22 protein-coding genes and 1 other RNA gene are annotated in these 22,649 nt (G+C 29.4%); 3 read left to right on the top strand and 20 right to left on the bottom strand.

Going from position 1 to position 22,649, the window contains the following annotated elements; translation table 11 throughout:
* Positions 1-158: 158 nt before the first annotated feature.
* The 6 genes from AC5EAH_RS01635 to AC5EAH_RS01610 form a co-directional block, all read right to left on the bottom strand.
* A complete protein-coding gene (locus tag AC5EAH_RS01635; protein ID WP_493493004.1) occupies positions 159-1,343 on the bottom strand; it encodes an acetate/propionate family kinase in 1,185 nt (394 codons plus the stop codon).
* A 155-nt stretch (positions 1,344-1,498) separates the two neighbouring features.
* On the bottom strand, positions 1,499-2,416 hold the full coding sequence (locus AC5EAH_RS01630) for a class I SAM-dependent methyltransferase (RefSeq protein WP_493493003.1): 918 nt from the start codon (positions 2,414-2,416) through the stop codon (positions 1,499-1,501).
* Positions 2,417-2,424: 8 nt separating this feature from the next.
* Complete coding sequence (locus AC5EAH_RS01625) at positions 2,425-4,524, bottom strand: AAA family ATPase (protein ID WP_493493002.1); 2,100 nt, start codon at positions 4,522-4,524, stop codon at positions 2,425-2,427.
* A 16-nt stretch (positions 4,525-4,540) separates the two neighbouring features.
* Positions 4,541-5,590: a Nif3-like dinuclear metal center hexameric protein gene (locus AC5EAH_RS01620; protein ID WP_493493001.1), complete on the bottom strand. Its 1,050-nt coding sequence runs from the start codon at positions 5,588-5,590 to the stop codon at positions 4,541-4,543.
* A gap of 116 nt (positions 5,591-5,706) precedes the next feature.
* A complete protein-coding gene (gene trpS / locus AC5EAH_RS01615; protein WP_493493000.1) occupies positions 5,707-6,711 on the bottom strand; it encodes a tryptophan--tRNA ligase in 1,005 nt (334 codons plus the stop codon).
* A 147-nt stretch (positions 6,712-6,858) separates the two neighbouring features.
* Positions 6,859-7,671 carry a 3D domain-containing protein gene (locus AC5EAH_RS01610; RefSeq protein ID WP_493492999.1) on the bottom strand — a complete coding sequence of 271 codons (813 nt, stop codon included), beginning with the start codon at positions 7,669-7,671 and terminating at the stop codon, positions 6,859-6,861.
* A gap of 230 nt (positions 7,672-7,901) precedes the next feature.
* On the opposite strand from AC5EAH_RS01610, the gene AC5EAH_RS01605 reads away from it, so the two are divergent.
* The gene (locus AC5EAH_RS01605) at positions 7,902-8,096 is read left to right on the top strand and encodes a YjzD family protein (protein WP_493492998.1); all 195 of its coding nucleotides are present in this window, start codon (positions 7,902-7,904) and stop codon (positions 8,094-8,096) included.
* Positions 8,097-8,165: 69 nt separating this feature from the next.
* Here the strand turns inward: AC5EAH_RS01605 and AC5EAH_RS01600 are convergent, their stop codons facing one another.
* The 3 genes from AC5EAH_RS01600 to dxs all read right to left on the bottom strand — a co-directional run bounded on the left by AC5EAH_RS01600 (position 8,166) and on the right by dxs (position 13,266).
* On the bottom strand, positions 8,166-10,379 hold the full coding sequence (locus tag AC5EAH_RS01600; RefSeq protein WP_493492997.1) for a 5'-nucleotidase C-terminal domain-containing protein: 2,214 nt from the start codon (positions 10,377-10,379) through the stop codon (positions 8,166-8,168).
* A 175-nt stretch (positions 10,380-10,554) separates the two neighbouring features.
* Positions 10,555-11,379, bottom strand: a complete 825-nt coding sequence (locus AC5EAH_RS01595; RefSeq protein ID WP_493492996.1) for a TlyA family RNA methyltransferase — start codon at positions 11,377-11,379, stop codon at positions 10,555-10,557.
* Between the two features lie 9 nt (positions 11,380-11,388).
* Positions 11,389-13,266, bottom strand: coding sequence for a 1-deoxy-D-xylulose-5-phosphate synthase (gene dxs, locus AC5EAH_RS01590; protein WP_493492995.1), 1,878 nt, complete (start codon positions 13,264-13,266; stop codon positions 11,389-11,391).
* 205 nt (positions 13,267-13,471) lie between these two features.
* Between dxs and AC5EAH_RS01585 the strand changes: the two genes are divergently transcribed.
* Both AC5EAH_RS01585 and AC5EAH_RS01580 read left to right on the top strand, forming a co-directional pair.
* On the top strand, positions 13,472-14,176 hold the full coding sequence (locus tag AC5EAH_RS01585; protein WP_493492994.1) for a Crp/Fnr family transcriptional regulator: 705 nt from the start codon (positions 13,472-13,474) through the stop codon (positions 14,174-14,176).
* A gap of 114 nt (positions 14,177-14,290) precedes the next feature.
* Positions 14,291-15,019, top strand: coding sequence for an amino acid ABC transporter ATP-binding protein (locus AC5EAH_RS01580; protein WP_493492993.1), 729 nt, complete (start codon positions 14,291-14,293; stop codon positions 15,017-15,019).
* A 47-nt stretch (positions 15,020-15,066) separates the two neighbouring features.
* Here AC5EAH_RS01580 and AC5EAH_RS01575 read toward each other — a convergent pair whose 3' ends face one another.
* The 11 genes from AC5EAH_RS01575 to AC5EAH_RS01525 form a co-directional block, all read right to left on the bottom strand.
* On the bottom strand, positions 15,067-15,861 hold the full coding sequence (locus AC5EAH_RS01575; protein ID WP_493492992.1) for an alpha/beta fold hydrolase: 795 nt from the start codon (positions 15,859-15,861) through the stop codon (positions 15,067-15,069).
* Positions 15,862-15,908: 47 nt separating this feature from the next.
* Entirely contained in the window at positions 15,909-16,820 is a 912-nt protein-coding gene (era, locus tag AC5EAH_RS01570) for a GTPase Era (RefSeq protein ID WP_493492991.1), read from the bottom strand.
* A 9-nt stretch (positions 16,821-16,829) separates the two neighbouring features.
* Entirely contained in the window at positions 16,830-17,165 is a 336-nt protein-coding gene (locus AC5EAH_RS01565) for a diacylglycerol kinase family protein (protein WP_493492990.1), read from the bottom strand.
* The gene (gene ybeY, locus AC5EAH_RS01560; RefSeq protein WP_493492989.1) at positions 17,165-17,635 is read right to left on the bottom strand and encodes an rRNA maturation RNase YbeY; all 471 of its coding nucleotides are present in this window, start codon (positions 17,633-17,635) and stop codon (positions 17,165-17,167) included. The genes AC5EAH_RS01565 and ybeY overlap by 1 nt, the downstream gene beginning before the upstream one ends.
* On the bottom strand, positions 17,636-18,583 hold the full coding sequence (locus AC5EAH_RS01555; protein WP_493492988.1) for a PhoH family protein: 948 nt from the start codon (positions 18,581-18,583) through the stop codon (positions 17,636-17,638).
* Positions 18,584-18,757: 174 nt separating this feature from the next.
* Positions 18,758-19,186, bottom strand: coding sequence for a hypothetical protein (locus AC5EAH_RS01550; RefSeq protein WP_493492987.1), 429 nt, complete (start codon positions 19,184-19,186; stop codon positions 18,758-18,760).
* A gap of 12 nt (positions 19,187-19,198) precedes the next feature.
* Complete coding sequence (gene floA, locus AC5EAH_RS01545; protein ID WP_493492986.1) at positions 19,199-20,179, bottom strand: flotillin-like protein FloA; 981 nt, start codon at positions 20,177-20,179, stop codon at positions 19,199-19,201.
* A gap of 23 nt (positions 20,180-20,202) precedes the next feature.
* Positions 20,203-20,832 carry an NfeD family protein gene (locus AC5EAH_RS01540; RefSeq protein ID WP_493492985.1) on the bottom strand — a complete coding sequence of 210 codons (630 nt, stop codon included), beginning with the start codon at positions 20,830-20,832 and terminating at the stop codon, positions 20,203-20,205.
* A gap of 85 nt (positions 20,833-20,917) precedes the next feature.
* Entirely contained in the window at positions 20,918-21,688 is a 771-nt protein-coding gene (locus AC5EAH_RS01535; protein WP_493492984.1) for a tRNA threonylcarbamoyladenosine dehydratase, read from the bottom strand.
* A 71-nt stretch (positions 21,689-21,759) separates the two neighbouring features.
* Positions 21,760-21,954: non-coding RNA, 6S RNA (gene ssrS / locus AC5EAH_RS01530), on the bottom strand.
* Between the two features lie 37 nt (positions 21,955-21,991).
* On the bottom strand, positions 21,992-22,648 hold the full coding sequence (locus AC5EAH_RS01525) for a tetratricopeptide repeat protein (protein WP_493492983.1): 657 nt from the start codon (positions 22,646-22,648) through the stop codon (positions 21,992-21,994).
* Between the last annotated feature and the right edge of the window lies 1 nt (position 22,649).

Below are 22,649 nucleotides of genomic sequence, written 5' to 3'. Positions count from 1 at the left end.
TTTTTTAATGATTATATCATATAATCTCATTTTAATCAAAATGATTACGATTTATTCTTGATTTTTTATTATTAATAACATTTTTTAGTTATTTCTACCTATTTTCTAATAAAAATAATGAATATTGACAAAACTTAATCAATATTCATTATTTTATATTATTTTAAATTAAATGTATCGCGTGCAATCATTACTTCTTCATCAGTCGGAATAATTAATGCTTTAACTTTCGAATCTGACGTTGAGATAATACGTTCTACACCACGACAATTATTTAATTCATCATCGATATGTACGCCTAAGAATGATACACCTTCAATAACATTTTTACGTGTTTCAGCTGAGTTTTCTCCAACACCTGCTGTGAATACAATTGCGTCTACACCGTTCATCGTTGCAGCATAGGCACCAATATATTTTCTAATTCTTTCATCAAATACATCTAATGCATCTTGTGCAGCTTGATTACCTGCTTCTGCAGCCATTTCTACATCACGTGAATCTGATGACACTTGTGATAAACCTTTCAATCCTGATTCAAAATTGAACACAGTAATTAATTCTTCAGCAGTTTTACCAGTTTTCTTCATTAAATATGGAATAACAGCAACATCGATATCACCTGTACGTGTTCCCATCATTAAACCTTGTAATGGTGTGAATCCCATTGAAGTATCTACTGATTTACCTCCATCGATTGCAGCTACTGAAGCACCTGAACCAATATGACATGTGATAATTTTCAACTCTTCAATTGGACGTTCTAATAATGCAGCAGCACGACCTGCAACGTATTGATGACTTGTTCCATGCATACCATATTTACGCACACCATATTCTGTATAATAATTTAATGGCGTTGCATATAAGTAATTCTTTTTAGGCATTGTTTGGTGGAATGCCGTATCAAAAGTTAAGACATTAATTACATTTGGTAAAATTTGTTGGAATGCACGTACTCCACGAATGTTAGCTGGATTATGTAAAGGTGCTAATTCTTCAATAGAATCTAATTTTGCTAATACTTCATCAGTAACGACTGTAGATTTATCAAATAACTCACCACCATGTACTACACGATGTCCTACACCTTCAATTTCATCTAATGAATTAACAATATTTAAAGACGTTAATTTTTCTAATAACATTTCTACAGCAAATTCATGATTTGGAATTGGTAATTTTTCAGTTTGCTTCTCTCCATTAACACTAATTGTAAAAATACCTTCTTCTAATCCAATACGTTCTACTAAACCTTTAGTAATTACTTTTTCTTCTGGCATTTCAAACAATTGAAATTTTAATGATGAACTACCTGAATTAATTGCTAAAATTTTTGTCATGTTTTATCTCCTCTTAAATTATGATAATATTTAAGTTGATTTTTCTAATATTATCTGAAATATGTTATACAACTACATTATAATTTGCATACGTTTCAAAATCAAGCTACTTATAAATATATTTAACAAGTTTTCTATGTATGATCTAGTTTATTCTATAAATTTAACTCAATCTTTATATTATTGAAAAAACTTGCTAATGCCTGCGTATTTTTTAACGATGGAATATTTGCTAAAATAACCTCTGGTTTATGCAAATCATTTGAAGAAGGTTTTTCTAAAATAACAATTGATTTTTGTGCCTGTTCATTTTTAAAAAGTGTCACTGGTAAATTTAAAATTGCTCTTAATTTTGTTTCTTCAGCAATATATTTACGTAATGTATCTGCTTCACTATCTTCTAAAAGATGTTGAGGTAAAATAAGAATTGCGTAACCACCTTGTTTTAATAAATTCATACTTTGTTCGATGAATAAATAATGACTAAAACTATGTCCTTGTTTTTTTGCTAAATGATAATGACTAGCAATATCATCATTTGGATAATAACCTACTGGTACATCCGCTATCACAATATCTTGTTTATCAATAAAAATTGGTTCTAAAGCATCTTGATGTAATAAATTTATTGGTAATTGTAAATAATCTGCAAGTAATGAACTTAATTCAACATAAAAAGTATCTACTTCTATACCTGATAATGTTACATTTTCTTCTTGTATACTTCCTATAATTGTTGCTAACAAATTACCAGTACCTAAGCCTAATTCTAACACTTTCACATGATCTAATTTATCAGTTAATAGTTGAATAAAAAATGCAATCGTATAACCTATACCATCTGGTGTCATTTGATGTTGGCTTTGTGTGACATCTTTTAAAGCTTTTAATAATAAATATTGATAAACTTTTCTTCTAACTTGTCTGTCATATTCTGAAACAATTTGATCATAGTAAGTATCAGAAAATTTAAATACCTCCACAATCGCTTCTAAGTAAGAAATATTCTGCTTTTGACTTATTTCTGTTACTTGTTTATCTAAATCATAAAATAATTTTTCTATTTTTTCCATAATAACCTCTACTCAATCTCAGGTAAATCTGACACTGTTAATGTCAATAAACTTTCTTTATCTAATTGATTACTATCAATTAATCGTTCACCTTGATTTAATTGAATTTTTTCTAAAAAGTTTCTAACTAATCTACCATTACCAAAATGTCTATCTTTATTTTCAACTTGTTTTTCAAAATACTGTTTTACAGCACGCTCAAACTTATCATCATATTGATATTGAAATTGTTGACACATTTTATTAAATATTTCGTACAATTGGGCTGCTGTATAATCTTCAAATTCAATATTAAAACCTATGCGTGATAACATACCTGAGTTAACTTCTAACATTTGTTGCATTTCATACGTGTAACCAGATAAAATAACAACTAGTTTATCACGATTATTTTCCATTTCTTTAATTAAAGTAGCAATAGCTTCTTGACCGAAATCATTTTTTCCACCTGAATATAATGCATATGCTTCATCAATATATAACACACCACCATACGCTTCTTTAATTGTATTCATCGTTTTGACAGCGGTTTGTCCCACATACTCACCAATTAAATCTTCTCTTGTAACTTCTATTAATTGGCCTCGCTTTAATACACCTGCTTCTTTTAAAATTTGAGCTACAATGCGTGAAACAGTCGTCTTTCCTGTCCCTGGATTTCCAGTAAATACCATATGTAAATTAATATTATCTTGTGGTAAATTCAATTCTTTTTTACTTATATTTAGTTGGACTCTTTTAACAATTTTTCTAATTTCTTGTTTTACTTCGTCTAATCCTACTAAAGCATCTAATTGAGCTAACAAACTATCAATATCTTTATTTTTCATTTTTTGTATATTAAAACCAAAATCATTTGCTGTTAATTCACTTAATTGCTCTTTTGTTAATGTAGCATAATCTATGCTTGCTTTATTTCGAATAGCATCATTAACCATTACTTTCATAGTGTTAGCAGCTGAAAAATAATCCGATAACTGAATAGCTTCTAATTTCATTTCTAATGCCATTTTTGCTTCTTCTGTTAATTTATAATGTGCTTGTTGCGCAAAAAAGCTAACTAATTCTATAAGTTCAGCACTAGTATAATCATCAAAATCAATAATAAAAGTTATATTTGAAGCTAATGATTTATAATGATTTAATAATACCTCTACCTTAGATTTATTAGCCGTAGCAATAAACGAAAAATTCGATTGATCATTTACATGTTTTTCTAAGGTTGCTAAAGCTTCTCGACCAAAATCATTATTATTATCTGCATTATATAATTGTTCTAAATCATCAACTAATAAGACACCTTCATTAGCTTCTTTAATATATTTATGTACTAGTGGCGCTGTTTCTCCCACATATTGCCCCACTAAATCAGCACGTGATACTTTAATAACCTTATTCGATGCAACAACATCTAAACTTAATAAAATATCAGCTAAATAGTTGGCAACAGTTGTCTTACCTACACCAGCATTTCCAACTAATAAAAAATGATAACAATGTGATTGTATAGGTAAATTTAATGTTTCATTTCTATATTTATCGTAAGCAATTGTATTTTTTATTTGTAAAATGGTATTTTTTATTTTTTCTAACCCTACTAATTTTTCTATTGAAGCAAAAGCCTCTTCGAAAGTAGGTTTTACGATTTCACCAGATTGTTCAGATTTTATTTGTTGTAATTCTTCGATATGTTGTAATTCTTGCTGTTCATTTAATTCTGCATTAATATTTGAGATTTGTTGCTGTAATATTTCTTGACGTGTCTGATCTATTTTTTCATTATTTTTAGATATTAAATCTTGTAATGATTGTGATAATTGCGTCGTCATTTTAGCAACATTATCACTCACCTTATTATAATTTGTTTTAATTTGATCTATTTTAGATGCAGAAGATGAATTTGATGTTGCAAAAAAATCGCTAAAATCATCTATTTTTTTATATTTTGGATGATTTAATGTTATTTTATTTTGCATTTGTTGTAACTGAGAATGATTAGGATAAATCATTAATGCTTGTTCTATTAAAAAATTAGCTTCATTATATTGCTGATTATCTAAGTAGTGTTGTGCTGACGCTATAATTTTATCTACTTGATTCATTGTCATTCATTCACCTCTAAATTTAAGACATAATATATTTATATGGATTAGTATTAATTGTTGATTCTATTATTTCTATATTGGATGTATTTAATACTTCTATTAATCGTTTTGATAATTCTGTTTTAACAATATGTTCTATATAATGCCCAGCATCAATAATGGCAATATCTAAATCTAAAGCATCTAATGCAGCATGATAGGTAATATCTCCTGTAATATAAACATCGGCACCTAAATTTTTTGCTTGCGAAATGAAATCACGCCCTGCACCACCTACTATCGCTACTTTGTTAACTATTTTATTCGCTGGGCCTATCATTTTAACCATCGGTGTATTGAAAGCATGCTTACATTGTCTAGATAATTCTAACAAAGTCATATTTTGTGATAATTCGCCAATTTTACCGATACCGTGACGACTGCTAGTATGTGTGACATCAATCATATGATAATTAAATTGTTCATAGTTAGATAATTCTTTTAACAATTTCATTATCGACATTAATTTATTTTCTGGTACTTTTATTACTAATTTAATTAACTTATCCGTAACATTACTAACAATTTGTTCGGATTCTTCAATTTCTATATCTTTTATACCCTCAGCTAATAACAGTGTTTTAACACTATGTAATAATTGAGATGATGATGTTTCTATCATTAATTGATATGTTATTTCAACTGCTGATGGTACTAAAACTTGTGTATGATTTAATTTTAATTGTTTAGCTAACCAGTCATTCATACCATCACTAACACTATCTAAATTGGTATGTGCAGCATATAAATTAATATTATGACTTATTAAATCTAATAGCATTTGCCCTTGAGCAGTTTGGTTAGTTATTGATTTTATACCTTTAAATATTAGTGGATGATGTGCAATAATTAAATCTATTTTTTGTTCTATCGCTTCACTTATTACAGCTGGTGTAACATCTAAAGTAACTAAAATACGTCGAACCTCATTTGTTGTTGAACCTACTAGTAAACCTATATTATCCCATTTTTCTGCTAGAGTTGGCGGTGCAATTTTTTGCATTATATTTATAATTTCATTGACTTGCATAGTAAGACTCCTTTTTCTTGCTTATATTATATTGTATCATATTCTATTACAAATATCTGTTGAAAACACTGCAAAAAAGATGAGATGAGTTAAACAACTCTTTCTCATCTTTGAACTTATTTTCTACCTAAACCCATTGCTTTTTTCATTTTTACTAATGTGGTATTCGCTACTTTATTAGCTTCTTCAGCACCTTTATCTAAAATAACATCTAATTCTGTAGAGTTATAATAGTCATAATATTTTTCTTGAATTGGTGCTAACGTCTCTACTACTACTCTAGCACAATCTGATTTAAAATCACCGTAACCTTTTCCTTCATACATTTGTTCTAATTCTGCTATCGTTTTATTCGATAAAATTGAATAAATAGAAAGTAAATTAGAAATACCTGGTTTATTTTCTTTATCGTATTTAACGATACCTTCTGAATCTGTTACTGCCGATTTAATTTTTTTCTCAATTACTTTTAAATCATCTAACAGTAAAATAAAAGATTTTTGATTATCATCTGATTTACTCATTTTTTTCGTTGGTTCTTGTAAATTCATCACACGACCACCAACTTTAGGTACACTTACTTCGGGTACTGTTAATATATCACCATAACGCTTATTAAATCTTTCAGCTAGATTTCTAGTTAATTCTAAATGTTGTTTTTGATCGTCTCCGACAGGTACGATATCCGTTTGATAAAGTAAAATATCAGCAGACATTAATGGCGGATAAGTTAATAAAGAAACACTAACACCTTCTTGTTGTTTTTTTGATTTATCTTTATATTGCGTCATACGCTCTAATTCACCAACATAAGCTAAACATTGCATTAACCAACCACCTTGAGTATGCGCAGGTACTTCTGATTGAATAAATAACTTACATTTATTTGGATCTAAACCTATTGCCAAATACAATGCTGCTAAACTTCTAATATTTTTTCTTAATTCTAGTGGATTTTGTGGCACAGTTATAGCATGTTCATCTACAATACAAAAATAACAATCATAATCTTCTTGAAGCTCTATAAATTGTTTCATAGCGCCTATATAATTTCCTAAAGTAGGTATACCCGTAGGTTGAATACCTGAAAAAATAACTTTTTTATCTTTATTTAATACCATATTCTCACTCCTTCAAAAGTAAATACAAATTTTATTATACACTATCTATAATGGCTTTTATACTATATTTTATAAATAATAGATTAACTCATAATAAAAAATATCCATCGTGTAATAAACACGAAAGATATTTTTTACTACTCTTTATTAATCTAAAATTGTAATTGTTACTGTTTGACGTCCCCATGATGAAGCATTAGCTTCTGTTCCCATAAATACATCAATAATATTACCTTGAATTGCACCACCTGTATCTGCTGCAATAGCTTCACCATAACCTGGTACATAAACACGTGTTCCTAATGGAATAACGTTAGGATCTACTGCAATAACACGTGCACCTTCGTATAATGCTGTACCATTTGCTGTAATCCCTGAACATCCTGCACAATCAGCACCGTATGCTGTTGCTTCCACAGTAATTTGACGTCCACCATAATTTGGTGTTTCTACTGGTGCTGGTGCTACAACTTCTGGTTGTGCTACATAATTATCATTAGCTACCGCTTCATATTGAACTGCTGGTACTGGTGCAACAACCTCTGGCATTGCTGGTGTTTCTACTGGTACTGCAACTTGTGATGCTACTGGTTGTGCTGTTGGTGTTGTTAAATCATAAGTTGTAACTTCGTTTGTTACTACATTTTCAGCAGTCATAATTGTACGATCTGCACTAAAAACTAAGTGTGTCCCTGGGTAGATTAAATCAGCATTAGAGATTGCATTAATTTCAGCTAATTTTTCTACTGATACATTTGTTGCTTGTGCAATTGTAAATAATGTATCACCCCATTGAATTGTATAACTTTGGTTACCATTTTCATCAACAATAATTTGTGACTGTACTTCACCCACTGTTCTTGGTGTCCATACTTCACCTTCAGCTAATGCCACTTGTCCTAATCCCATTAACATTAACGCAACACTTGATGCTGCAAATTTTGATCTAATTGATTTCATTATATATATCCTCTTTCTTATATCCTATTTTTTAATGTATGTTTACTATATCATAAATTTTTATAAAAAAAAGTAAAATAAGAGTTTTGTTATAAGCCTTTAATACTTTTGTATTAATGCTACTCAATTGTTACAGAATGATGACGTCGCGAATATTTTAATATTATTTTTATTTTTAACTATACAATAACTAGTGATATACGTATAATGTTAGTAACGGAGGTTTTAATATGAGATTTATTATAACATTATTTTGGTCATTTTGCTTTTCTTGCTTAATCACTTATATTATTAGTAATATTAATGGTAGTGATTTTAAATTAGAAACAGCTTTAGTTTTAACTTTTGTTTTTCCAGTATTTTCAATTGTTATAGGGTATATATTACCATCAACACAAAGTAATCATAGTGAGAAACATTCGTAAAATAAAAAGAATCAAGATTTTATCATTCATTGATGCTAAAATCTTGATTCTTTTTATTTAAAAATTTATTTACATTTTATTATTATAGATACGAGTAATCAACACACTTGTCAATAACATCATTAACAAACCTTCTATTAATAGTGCTGATGATGGTACTTCACCTGTAGCTGGTAATACTTTTTTATTCTTAGATGACGAGATTGTAATATTATCATTTGATATTACTTTATCTGCAGCTATCACTGCTTTTTTATTAACTAATAATGCAGTTTTACTATTTTCATTCAATAGTTTCTCTTCTGCATTTAAATGAGATACTTTTTTAGTTTTATGCTCGAAAGCAACATTTTTTATAGTAGGTTGAATATTCTTTTGAATGGCTACTTTATTCGTTTCTGTGATAGTTTTATCATTTTGAACAACTGGTGGTAATTTTGGCATTGGAATTTCCATTACAGCTGCCAATGGAATAATACGAGAATAAGGAAATTCTTTATTATATAGAGACATGTCAGCTTTTTTCAAATAATCTGCTACTTGTCTATCCATAGATAGTCCACTCTCTTCACGTACACCACCTAACATTGTATAGCCATCACCACCTACTGCAAGAAAATCATTTGTTGCCATATAATAATCTTTTGTTAAATCAAGTGGTTCAAATTGTTTTGTTAATCGATTAAACATTTCAATTTTCCATACACGTTGTCCTGGTTCTTTATTGACATCAAAATATACTTTAATTGATTTAGATGAATGTAAGAAACCACCATTACTACCTAATTGTGGTTTGCCTTGTTCATCTAAAACAAGTGTCCCATCGTCTTGTTTATCTTGTAAAGCACGTAATGCATGTTCGTACATATCTTTTACATTTTTACCTGATACTTTAATTTGCATTAATTGATTACCGAATGGTAAAACTTTGATAACATCACCTAAAGTAATTTGGCTATCTTTATTTAATGTTGTACGAATACCACCACCATTAGTAACGGCAAAATCAGACGGATGAGTAAAACCACTATAATCTTCTAACGCATCTGCAATTGCATTACCTAAATTAGTTTCTTTTGTACGCACATACTTACTTTCACCAGCTAATGTTACTTTATTATTAAATAAAAATTCTTTACCTTTTACATCGAATTTTCTTTGTGCTTCATCAACTATTGCTTGTATTTCTTCATCTGGTTGATAATTTTTAGCTACTTCTTTAGCAGATAAAATGGTTGTTTGATAATTACTTATTTGTTTATTCCTTTTATCATAATCAAATGTAATTTTACCAATATTCGCTAAATAAGCGCCTGTCTGTACTAAATGAATATTAGGTGCAATGTTCTTCTGTACAACTTGATGTGAATGTCCATCAATGACAGTGATTGCTAAGTTATTATAATCTATATGATTAGCTAATGCTTGAGCTAATCCTGTTCCTGTCTCTTCCGGTTTAGTTGTCGTATCATCTCCTAAATGAGATAAAATAGTAATAAAATCAACTTTATCTTTAATCGTATCAATTTGTTTCATTACTGATGGAATTGGCGCTTTAAATTCGACACCAACGATACCAACTGGATTTGTCTTTGTATATGTTTCTGGTGTTGTAACACCAATGACACCCATTTTTATCCCTTTCTTCTCTACAATTGTATAAGGATCATAGACTAATTTACCGTCTTTATAAACATTTGAAGTTACCATAGGGAAATTCAACCAATTTGAATCATATCCTTTAGCTATACCAAAACCAAAATCAAATTCGTGATTACCTGCAGTCATTGCATCATATCCTACAGCATTCATAGCTTTCGCCATGTCTTCTCCCTTTGATTCATTAGAGATTGGTAACCCTTGAAAAGCATCTCCAGCATCTAATACAAATACAGTTTTATTCACATCCGATGCTCTTTCACTATCAATGACTGATTTTGCACGTGCCATCCCAAATGAAGTCGCTTTACCTTTATATTCTTCATATTGTAAACGACCATGCATATCATTTGTATGTAAAATCTCAACTGATGTAACATCTGATACCTCAGAAGTTTCTTCAGACTGAACCTCTACTGCACTTATTGGCTCTGCTGTTGTAGTAACTTGCTTTTCTTCTGTAACTACTTCACTAGATACTACTTCAGTTTCTGTTGTTGTAACAATTGGTTCTGAAGTACTGTCAGCAGCAAATACTGTAGTGACTGGACTAAAAAATAATTGTAATACAACTGATAATGCAACTAAAAAAGTAAAAAGTTTTAATGATCTTAACTTTTCCAAAAACAATTCCTCCTAAAATTTATTAGTCAACATGACGACGCTAGTAATTATCTAAAGTATCATCAATATAGACATCCTTATTATAACAAATTTCTTCTATTTTATGACATAAGTTTTTAAATATATTCTTAATTATAAAAAATAGAATCGACTCATTTTCATGAATCAATTCTATTTATAATTTTAATTGTTGATGTGCTTCATTAACAACACGATGAATTGAATCTTCCCAACTCATTTTATCATTTTGAACAACTGTACTTTTATTAAAATAAGCTAAAAATTCGATGTTACCATCACCGCCTGTAATAGGTGAATAAGTTAAGCCGTGTAAAATAAACCCTATATCATTAGCAAATTCAATAATATCTGTTAATACTTTCTGATGAACTTTACTGTTTTTGACAATACCACCTTTTTCAACATTTTCTTTACCTGCTTCAAATTGTGGTTTAATTAATGCAATAACTTCACCATTTTCTACTAATATCTTAGCTAAATTAGGTAAAATTAACTTTAATGAAATAAAAGAGACATCTATCGATACAAATTGTGGTAGTCCTTCTATAAACATTTCTGGTGTGGCATATCTAAAATTTGTTTGTTCCATAACAACAACACGTTCATCATTACGAATTTTCCAAGCTAATTGATTAGTGCCAACATCTAAAGCATAAGACATCTTAACACCATTTTGTAATGCACAATCTGTAAAACCACCTGTCGAAGAACCAATATCTAACATAATTTTATCTTTAATATTCAACTCAAATGTAGTTAAAGCTTTAGCTAATTTATAACCACCACGACTAACATAAGGCATCTTTTGACCTTTAATTCTTAATTCACTTGTTTCAACAATAATTTTTTCACCAGGCTTATCTACTTGAATATTTTTATTATATACAATACCAGCCATAATACCTCTTTTTGCTTGTTCTCTTGAATCAAATAAACCTTGTTGAACACATAGTATATCCGCTCGCTCTTTTTTACTCACTTTATACCTCTATTTATTTAAAAATTGTTTAATATTTTCTTGTATTTTATCAACCGTTAAACCTATCTCATCTAATAGCTGATGACAATTTCCTTGTTCGACAAACATATCATCAATACCTAAACGTAATAATTTATTTTGACCTTTATTATCGATGATATATTCTGCAATAGCACTTGTAAATCCACCAGATAAGATTGCTTCTTCTATTGCTACAATTGGAACTTTGTTAGTTAATAATTCATTCATTATTACTTTATCTATCGGTTTTATAAATCGGCAATTAATAACAGCTACAGAAATATCTGATTTTGCTAAATAAACGGCAACTTCTGTTGCAATTTCTAACATAGGACCAAATGTCAATATAACAACATCTTTACCATGTTTTAAATATTCCCAACTTCCCCATTCAATACTATTATCCAGCAACTCATTTTCTTGTATCGTTGTGGCACCACGTGGTATACGTAATGCTACAGCTCCCTCATGTTTATGAGCAAGATGTAATAATTGACGAGTTTCAAGCATATCTTTACCTTGAATAATTGAAATATTAGGAATTGGTCTTAATAAAGCAATATCAAAAACACCTTGATGGGTTTCACCATCTTCACCAACTAATCCTGCACGATCAATACAAAATAATACATTTAATTTTTGAATTGCAATATCATGAATCACTTGATCAACTGCTCTTTGTAAAAATGTTGAATAAATGGAAACAACTGGTTTAAAATTTTGGCTAGCTAAGCCACCAGCAAAAGTTACTGCATGCTGCTCCGCAATACCTACATCAAAGATTCTTTTTGGAAATAACATTTGAAATTTTTCTAATTTAGAACCTAATAACATAGCTGGTGATACGACAACAATTTTATCATCTTTACGTGCCATTTCAATCAATTCATCACTCACAACGCTACTCCACGCTTTAGTTTGTTGTTGTTTACTTAATGTAACTGATTCACCAGTTTCAATTTTATATGGACCACAACCATGCCATATACCTCTTTTGTCTGTCTCAGCTGGTAAATAACCTTTACCTTTAGTAGTAATTACATGAATAATAACAGGTTGATTGAAATTTTTAGCACTTTCAAAAGCTTGATCTAAACTATCAAAATCGTGACCATCAATAGGTCCAATATATTTTAAACCTAGTTCTTCAAATAATACACCTTTAACTAATAGATATTTCATACTATCTTTTACTCTATTTGCTACCGAAAACATACGGTTACCTATTGTAGGAATATTATGTAAAATTTTTTCTAATTTTAATTTCGCATTCAAATAATTATTCGTACTTCTTAGACGTGTTAACATATGATGCATGCCCCCTACATTAGGTGTAATAGACATTTGATTATCATTTAAAATAATTGTCATTTTAGTACAATCATGCCCAATGTGATTCAATGCTTCGAAAGCCATTCCTCCAGTTAAAGCACCGTCACCGATAATTGGTATAACTTCATAATTTTCACCTAGCATATCTCGAGCTTTTGCCATTCCCATTGCTGCTGACAATGACGTAGAGCTATGTCCTGTTTCCCACTGATCATGAATAGATTCTTTACGTTTTGGAAATCCAGACATTCCTTGATACTGTCTCAATTTATTAAAATCTTTTGCTCTACCAGTTAATATTTTATGAACATAACTTTGATGTCCTACATCAAAAATAAATTTATCATTAGGACTATCAAAAAATTTATGTAATGCAATTGTTAATTCTACAATACCCAAATTCGAGCTAATATGACCCCCGGTAATTGAACATTGTTCAATTAAAAATTGTCTAATATCTGTACTTAATTGTTTTAATTGTGATGTTGTCAAATTTTTCAAAAATAAAGGATCTTTGATATTATTAATATTCATACTTATCTCACTCTCGAATTTTACTTTCTTAACTTTATTATATGCCGTTAAAAAATGAATTGCAATGAATATAACATATAAAACACAGCTGTATTAAAACATTTTTTATATTATTTCATAGTTTTCATAGATATTCAAATCTCTATTTTATTTTCTTAATGTATACAGTATAATCAAATTATATTACAGAAAATGAGGTGGAATAATGTTAACACATTCTTACTATCCATCACTGACTATTACAAGGTTTTTTGAACAACATGGTAAAGTTTTACATTTTAATAAAAACGATATTATTTTATCTGCAAATACGCCAGCCGACTATCTCTATTTAATTAAAAGTGGCTATGTTTATTCAAAATATCCTTTGAATAATCAACGTGATTTTTATTTATCTATTTGTCCCGAAGGGACCATCATTGGTTTGACTAATCTCTTCAGTGAAAACCAAAGCTATCTAACTACAGAAATTGCACGTACAGATGTCAAACTTATTCAATTAAAAAGAAATATTTTAGAAACAGAATTACTAATTGATTCTATTCTACAATTTGAATGGACAAGTTTTACACACCTACATCATCAAAAATTAGAACGCAGATTGTTAGATTTACTAACATTAAATAAAAAAGAAGCATTATATAGTACACTCTTGCGTTTATATTATTCTCTTAGTTTACCTTATCAAGATAGTACACACCAACGACAAGTCGTTATTGATTTAACAATGCAAGATCTAGCTTCATTAACATTTACTACTCGAGAAATGATTAGTAAATGGATGAATGATTTAAAAAAGAATCGTATCATTACATGGCAAAAAAAACGATTTATCTTTTTGGATGTTGACTATTTAAAAAAATACTTTTCAGACATTCAAAGCGCTGAACATCTTTATCAAATATTTTAATTTAAGTCCACTTACATTTTTATATTTATGCTTTTATTAGATTTTTTATGCATCATCATTGACTTTTTTATTGTTGAAAACTATACTATTAATATTCAAGTTTAAGGAGGACATATGATTAAAATTAATAATTTATCAAAAAGTTTTGGTGATAATACTGTGTTAAAAGACATTTCACTAACAGTTAATCGAGGTGATATTATCGCTTTAATTGGCCCTTCTGGTTCAGGTAAATCAACTTTATTACGTTGCCTTAATTTTTTAGAAATACCTACTACGGGTGTAATTGAATTTGAAAATCAACGTATTACTTCTAATCAGCGTCAGTTAGAAAATATACGTAAAAAGATGGGAATGGTTTTTCAACATTTCAATTTATTTCCACATAAAACCATTTTAGAAAATATTACTTTCGCACCTATTCATGTCAATAAAATTCCAATGGATATTGCTAATAAAGAAGCTTTAGAACTATTAACACGTGTAGGCTTACAAGATAAAGCCAATGATTATCCGTCTAGCTTATCAGGTGGGCAAAAACAACGTGTAGCGATTGCGAGAACATTAGCAATGAAACCCGATGTCATTTTATTTGATGAACCGACTAGTGCACTAGATCCAGAAATGGTTAAGGAAGTATTAGATGTTATGAAAGAATTAGCCGAACAAAATATGACAATGATTATTGTTACTCATGAAATAGGTTTTGCTTATAATGTCGCTAATCGTATTATTTTTATGGCAGATGGTCATATTATCGAAGATGGTACACCTCAACAAGTGATTAACTCACCTCAACATGCACGTACTCAAGAATTTTTATCTAAAGTATTGTCATCTTAATACAAAAACTGGGAAAAAATGATTAGTTTTCCCAGTTTTTGTATATTTTAATGGTTTTCTAGTATAAAAGCATGTATTTCTTCTACTACTTTCATTGGTTGTTCTAATTGTATCATATGAGAAGCTTCTTCAATAATAACTAATCTACTATTTTTAATATGACTAGCTAAATTTTGATTAGTTTCAATATTATTAATGCCATCCATTTTTCCTACTATTACTAAAGTCGGTACAAATAATTTATTAATAATATTAGCCACATCGTATTGCTTCATTGCTTCATTAGCTAATTGTATATCTAAAGATGATAATTTTATTGGTGATTTTAATTGGCGTGCCAATTGTTTAGTTTGATTTATCATTGGTGTAAAATACATATATTGATCAATAATTTTTGTTAATTGTTGTGAAGATAATTGATTAATATCTAAATTTAATTGTTCTAAAATACGTGATGTTGATGATTGTTTGCCTTCTAATTTTGAAGCAATTAATACTAATTTAGACACCAATTCTGGATATTGTAATGCAAAAGATAAGGCAATATAAGATCCCATAGAATGCCCAATTATTATGGCATGGTGAATATTTAATGCTTGCATAAAATTATGCAAATCATCAAGATGATTTTGCCAAGTTAATGTATTGGGATGCGTACTTTCACCATGTCCACGAACATCATAATAATATACCGTATAATATTGTGATAACAGTTCAACTAATGGTAACATATTTTCTTTTGAAGCTCGTAAACCATGAATTAGTATAATTGGTGAACCGCTTCCTTGTTGTTGATAAGCAATTTTAATATTTTTTTCTGTAGTAATAAATTTAGTTATCATCATGCTCTCTTTTCTATGGTCAATATTCTTTTAATTGTATGATTATCCTAATAATCTTCTTCTTTAAAACCTAAATCTTTAATGTGTGCTGGTTTATCTCTCCAATTTTTAATGACTTTTACCCATACTTCTAAAAATATTTTTGAACCTAGTAAATTTTCAATATCTAATCGTGCACGTTTACCTATTTCTTTTAACATTTTACCTTGTTTACCAATAACCATACCTTTTTGTGATTCTCGTTCTACAATAATTGTAGCCATCACATGAATTAAATCTCGATTTTCTTCTCTTTTCATTGTATCTACTACTACAGCAATTGAATGTGGAATTTCTTGTGATGTTAAGTGTAAAGCTTTCTCTCGAATTAATTCTGCTACAATAAAATGTTCTGGATGATCTGTAACATAATGTGCTGGATAATATTGTGGACCATCTGGTAAATATGTTTTAATTTGTAATAATAAACGTTCTATATTATTACCACCTAATGCTGATATTGGAATAATTTCAGCAAAAGGATATAAATCTTTATACTGTGCAATCATATCTAGTAATTGTTCTGGATGTACTTTATCAATTTTATTAATCACTAAAAAGACAGGTGTTTTAATATCTTGTAACATATCTATGATAAATTGATCTCCTCTACCATAGCCTTCTTCTGCATTAACCATCATCATGACGATATCTACTTCATGTAAAGTATTACGTGCGACTTTAATCATAAAATCACCTAAACGATGTTTTGGCTTATGAATACCCGGGGTGTCAATAAAAATAACTTGCATATCATCTTCTGTTAAAACACCTTGTACTTTATTACGCGTTGTTTGTGGTTTATCTGACATAATAGCAATTTTTTGACCAATAACACGATTCATGAAAGTTGATTTACCGACATTAGGTCTTCCAATGATTGACACAAAACCAGATTTTTTTATATTAATTTCTTGCATATATTCTCCTTAAAATAATTTTGGTATGAAAATAATCATACCACATAACACAGCAGTAATCGCACTAATTAACACAGCGCCTGCTGCAACATCTTTTGCTACTTTTGCTAATGGATGATATTCTGGACTGATAAGATCAACAACAGCTTCAATTGCTGTATTAAGCATTTCTAATGAGATAACTAACCCAATACATAATAAAACAATACACCATTCTACTATTCGAAGATGTAAATAAATACCTAATATAATTGTACTAATAGCCATAATAATATGAATTTTCATATGTAATTCTGATCTACAGACACAAATAATACCTTCGATTGCGTATTTAAAGTTTTTCATTATCTAATTAATCCAAATTCAGTTAAAATTTTCTCTTGTTTACTAAACATTATTTTCTCGTCTTCATCAGTCATATGATCATATCCTAACAAATGTAAAAAACCATGTACAACTAGAAAACCTAACTCTCTTGTAACACTATGTCCATAATCTTTTGCTTGAGATTTAACTTTATCATAACTAATAATAATGTCACCTAATATACGTGGTTCATCAGATAATCCTATAATTTCTAATTCGTCCTCTGATACTTCTTCTAGTGCAAAAGAAATGACATCTGTTGGTCTATCTACACCACGATAAGTCTTATTAATATGATGAATTTCTTCAAGTGACACTATAGAAAATGAAATTTCTGCTTCACCTAATATTTGTTCTTCTTTCGCTATAAATTTCGCTAATTTTTCAATCAATTGTTGTTCTTCGTCTGATAAATAATTTTGTTCATCAATTATCGCAACATCTAACATTTATAACTCCTTTTTATCTTCATTATAAGCACGAATAATTTTTCCAACTAATGGATGTCTAACTACATCTACATCAGTTAACTGACAAATACTAATACCAGAAATATTCATTAGTCGACTTTGTGCTTCAATTAATCCGCTCTTAGCCCCTTTAGGTAAATCAATTTGAGTCATATCACCTGTAATGACCATTTTAGAACCAAAACCTAAACGTGTTAAAAACATTTTCATTTGTGCTGTTGTCGTATTTTGTGCTTCATCTAAAATAACAAATGCATCATCTAATGTACGGCCACGCATATAAGCTAAAGGAGCTACTTCTATCGTACCACGCTCTAAAAATCTCGTTGTTTGTTCTAATCCAAAAATATCATGTAAAGCATCATATAAAGGACGTAAATAAGGATCTACCTTTTCTTTTAAATCACCTGGTAAAAATCCTAAACTTTCACCAGCTTCTACAGCAGGTCTAGTCAAAATAATACGTCTTATATCACCACGTTTTAATGCTAAAGCAGCCATAACAACCGCTAGATAAGTTTTACCTGTACCTGCTGGACCTATACCAAAAACCATATCATTCGTTTTCATTGCATGAATATAATATCTTTGCCCTAATGTTTTACAACGTACTTTATGGCCTTTAAAATTTGTAATTAATGCTTCGTCATACAATGCAATAAATTGCTTTCCATTATTTTCGTCAGTCATTTTTATTGCAGCAATAACATCTTGTAATGTTATCATTATATCTTTTTGTAATACCGACAACAAATTATAAAAAACTTCATACGCTTGTTGTGCTTTGTCACCTTCGATTAGTAATTGTTCTTGTTCTATTTTTGTGATGACATTAAAGTGATTTTCAATATAAATTAAAAACTCATCATTGACACCAAATAAACTTTGCATTAAATGACTACTTGCTATTGTCAATTTTTTTGACATTCAAATACCAACTAGATAATCTAGCTTTTCCTTTCTTTAGAATTAGATTACCATCATTTTATCATATTTTAATATTTTGATAAAGACTTGTATCTATCCTAGTACAACAAAAGACTTGAACTACGTTAGACAACGTTAATTTCAAGTCTTTTGAAAATTATTAATTTAATACTTTTATCTTTTACCCTTAGGTTGTGACATAATTTCACTAAATATGATATTTTTAATTAACTGTTGTTGTGATAAATCTCCAGCTGTAAAGATTGGTGAATTGTCATCAGAAATCATATTTTTAGATAAATTAGTTTTTTTAACAATATTTTTATCATTAGTTCTATCAGGTCTATGATGTTGTCGATATTGTTTTGATTTTTTCATTTGATGCACATCACGTTTTTGTATCTTTTTTTGATCTACATCATTTACTTGCTTATTCATTAAAATAGCTGCTTTGTCTAACAATGTCTTATTGTTATGCTTTGTCATCACTTGCTCTTCAACACTACCTTCATTTTTTACATTATTAGCTTGCATTTTTTTAAAAATAATATCCAATAATTTAATAATAACTGCAAAGATAGTAATAATTAATCCTAGTGACATATTATCACCTCATTAATTATCTTTTTTTTGTGATACTTGACGAATACTTTCTCTCATTGCAGTATCCGATTCTACATTTTTCATATTAATATAATCTAAATATCCAATATGACCTTGTTCTAAAGCAGTCGCTAATGCCAGTGGTACTTTTGATTCTGCTTCTACAACTTTAGCACGCATTTCTTGAATTTTAGCTTTCATTTCTTGTTCTTCGGCAACAGCCATTGCACGTCGTTGTTCTGCTTTTGCTTGTGCAATATTTTTATCAGCTACAGCTTGTTCTGTTTGTAAATCTGCACCAATATTTTTACCGATATCTACATCTAAAATATCAATAGATAAGATTTCAAATGCTGTACCAGCATCTAACCCTTTATCTAAAATTGTACGTGAAATACTGTCTGGATTTTCTAATACTTTTGTATGTGAAGTTGATGACCCGATTGTTGATACAATCCCTTCACCAACACGTGCAATAACAGTTTCTTCTCCCGCACCACCTACTAAACGTTCAATATTAGCACGTACTGTAATACGCGCTTTAGCTTTCACTTCGATACCATTCATAGCTACACCAGAAATAAACGGTGTTTCAATGACTTTAGGGTTAACACTCATTTGTACAGCTTGTAAAACATCACGTCCTGCTAAATCAATTGCTGCACATCTTTCAAATGTTAAAGCAATGTTAGCACGATGAGCTGCGATCAACGCATTCACTACGCGATCAACATTCCCTCCAGCTAAATAATGACTTTCTAATTGATTTGTAGTAACATCCAATCCAGCTTTTTGTGCTTTAATTAATGGCACAATTACTTTTCTTGGTGTTACACGTCTCAATCTCATACCAATTAAAGAAAAAATACTGATCTTAACGCCAGCAGCAACTGCACTTATCCATAATCCTAATGGTACAAAACTTAGAATAAATATTAATGCAAAAAATGCTAATAATATTGGTACTAATGTGATAATACTTTCAATACCCATAAAATTTAAACTCCTTTTCTTTTTTATAATGAACGAACGACTATTTTCATACCTTCAACATAAATAACTTGTACTTCAGTGCCTTTGGAAATATATTCTCCTTCACTGACGACATCTATACGTTCATCTAAATATTTAACTATACCAGAAGGTCGTAAATCTGTCATTGTTATCATTTTTTTACCAATCAAATCATATCTTTCTTGATGACTAGTATAGCCATCTTCTGTTGTTGCTCTATCATTTAAGATAAAAATTTGCAATAATTTCACTTCTTTATTTAAATAACGATATAAATATAAGAAAAACATTACAGCTATAATTGTGGCTAATAATAAAATTATTGCAATAGATAATAATTGTACATTATCTTTAACAATACTATAAATAATTAATATCAGACCAAATATCCCTACAATGCCACCCGGTAAAAAAATCTCTAAAATTAAGAAAATAAAACCTGTGATGAAAAAAATTAGCACAGTGATGGGTTGAATTTCACCATGAATATGAAAATAGAAATAAGCTAGTAGCATAGCCATTGCTGAAACACCTTTATAATTCAAATGACTATCAAATAATTGCCATACGATTAATAAAAATGCAAAAACAATGAGTAGAGCATCCAATATAATTTGAAAATTCATTGGCATGTATACCACTCTCCTTTTTTCAATTCTTAATTTAATTATACACCTTTAGATGAATAATAGATATAAGACTATAGACTTATTTATCTTATAATTTAGGTTTTTCAACTGTTGTAATATCAATATTTTTCAGTAATTGTCTGTATGCATAACTTGCAGCAATTAATCCAGCTACCGACGGACAAAATGCATTAGAGGAAGGTGGTAATTGTGCTTTTCTAATTGATGAAGATTGATTACCAACAACTTGATTAACCTCATGTAATGATATTGTAGGACTCTCTGTACTATAAACTACTGGTATTTTTTTATTAGTTTTATATTGTTTAAAATGTGTTCTCATCACTTTAGCTAACGGACACACACTTGTTTTTGATAAATCTGCAATTTCAAATTTGGTAGGATCTAACTTATTAGCCGCTCCCATAACTGAAATAAACGGAACTTGACGACGATGACATTCCTTAATGACATGTATTTTATATTTAATTGTATCACAAGCATCTATAACAAAATCTAATTGTTCATCAAAAAATTGTTGATACGTCTCTTCTGTATAAAACATTTTTAAGTCGATCACTTCACAATTCGGATTAATATCTTTAATTCTTTCTTTCATTAAAGTTGCTTTAGATTGTCCTACTGTCGATAATAAAGCAGGTAATTGTCTGTTAATATTAGTAATATCCACATCATCTTTATCTACTAAAACTAATTTACCAACACCACTTCTAGCTAATGACTCGACTGCAAAACTCCCAACGCCACCAATACCTAAAATACCTACAGTTGCATTTTTTAAAATATCTAATCCTTCTTGTCCAATTGTTAATTCATTTCTAGAAAATTGATGTAACATTGTACTCTCCTATTAATTTTATTAGCATCTTTTTTAAAATAAAAAAAGCCATGAAACATGGCATTAAAAACAGTAGCACCAAGATGCCGTCTTAAATTGTATCAATGACTGGGCCCCGCTTTAGAAAGCAGGTGGGTGCTTTAAATTTCACTTTATAAGTCCCACAACTTATACATGGGCATGTATGCTGTAAAATTAATCAAGCTCCCGAGTTCAATATGTTCGGTCCAAAATTAGAGATACAAAGACAAACATCCTAGTAACTACCTGTACTTGTATCATATCATAATTAACATTTACTGTCTACTTAATATTCTCTGTTTCAATTCTTTTCAGAGCATATGATGCTAATAAATGTTCAGGATATTGACTCACTACTGTTTCTAATAATTGAATAGCTTGTAAACGCTCTCCAATATAATAGTAACTTAAAGCTAGATTATATTTGGCATCAGCTTGATAAACTATAATTTCTGTTAATTCTTGTAATAAAGGCATAGCATAATCAAAAATATTTAATTGACAATAACAAAGTGCTAATTGCATTTTTATTTCATTATCTTTTGAATCTAATTCATGAGCACTTTGTAAATACACTAGAGCTAATTTTGGTTCACTTATGTTTAATAAACTTCTACCTAACATATATAAAATATTACTATCGGTAGGTGTCAATACAAGTGCACGTTGATATAAAATAATTGCTTCTTGCAATCGACCTTCATCATAATAAATATTAGCTAAGGTTGCTATGGCCATCGCACTATTAGGATGATGCACTAAGGCATATTGTAACAACTGTTCTGCTTCTTTAAGATGATTGCTCTTAGACAAAAGAATGGCACTATTAATTAAAGCTTGTTCATTAGATTTATCTATCATTAATATTTCATTAAAAATATCTAAAGCTTGTTGCCACTCACCTTGTTGCATATAACTTACAGCTTTTTCAATAGACATT

The sequence above is a fragment of the Staphylococcus sp. B1(2026) genome (assembly GCF_058895785.1).
The sequence above is the reverse complement of the archived record's forward strand: the minus strand, read 5'-3'. Positions and strand labels throughout refer to the sequence as shown.